1 pseudogene is annotated in these 1,262 nt (G+C 69.8%); it reads left to right on the forward strand.

Annotated elements, in window-relative coordinates:
• A pseudogene (locus ATO6_RS25285) lies at positions 1-1,262 on the forward strand (hypothetical protein); the annotation flags it as partial.

The raw sequence follows: 1,262 nt of genomic DNA on the forward strand, positions 1-1,262 counted from the left end.
GGCATCGTGAGCGGCGTCCTCGATACCGTGGCGGGCGACGACGGCATCGTGGGTGGCGTCCTGGATACAGTGACGGGCGAGGGCGGCCTGCTCGACTCGGTTCTCGGCACCGTGGCCGGGAGTGGCGGGCTGCTCGGGGGACTTCTCGGTGGCGGACGGGATGAACCGAGCGCCGGGGACCCGGCGTCCACCCCGGCAAATGAGGTGGTGACCGGGGTCGCGGACTCCGTCCTGACCGAAGACGGCCTCGTGGACGGCGCCCTCGATGCGGTGACGGGCGAAGGCGGCGTGGTCGACACGGTCGCGGGAGTCGTGGCGGGCGAGGACGGAGTGGTGAGCACGGTTCTGGAGACCGTGACGTACGACGACGGCGTGCTGGATACGGTTCTCGATACGGTGACGGACGAGGATGGGCTGCTCGCTTCAGGTCTCGGACTTGCGGCAGGAAGCGGCGGGTTGCTCGGTGGCCTCGTCGGCGGCGACCAGACCGAGGCGGAGAGCGCAGACCCGGTCTCGACCTCGACGGAGGATGGACCGGCAGCCGACGAGTCCCTCCCGGCCGAAGGCGACCTCGTGGACGGCGCCCTCGATGCGGTGACGGGCGAAGGCGGCGTGGTCGACACGGTCGCGCAAGTCGTGGCGGGCGAGGACGGAGTGGTGAGCACGGTTCTGGAGACCGTGACGTACGATGACGGCGTGCTGGACTCGGTTCTCGATGCGGTGACGGACGAGGATGGGCTGCTCGCTTCAGGTCTCGGACTCGCGACGGGAAGCGGCGGGTTGCTCGGTGGCCTCGTCGGCGGCGACCAGACCGAGGCGGAGAGCGCGGAGCCGGTTTCGACATCGACGGAGGATGGACCGGCAGCCGACGAGCCGCTCCCGACCGAAGACGGCGTCGTGGACAACGCCCTCGATGCGGTGACGGGTGACGGCGGCGTGGTCGATACGGTCGCGGAAGTCGTAGCGGGCGAGGACGGAGTGGTGAACACGGTTCTGGAGACCGTGACGTACGACGACGGCGTGCTGGACACGGTTCTCGATACGGTGGCGGACGAGGATGGGCTGCTCGCTTCAGGTCTCGGACTTGCGACAGGAAGCGGCGGGTTGCTCGGTGGCCTCTTCAGCGGCGACGAGGCCGAGGCGGAGAGTGCAGACCCGGTCTCGACATCGACGGACGATGGACCGGCAGCCGACGAGCCGCTCCCGACCGAAGACGGCCTCGTGGACGACGCCCTTGATGCGGTGACGGGCGAAGGCGGCGT

Origin of the sequence: Oceanicola sp. 22II-s10i, from assembly GCF_002210105.1 — a bacterium.
Classification (GTDB): Bacteria; Pseudomonadota; Alphaproteobacteria; order Rhodobacterales; family Rhodobacteraceae; genus Pseudooceanicola.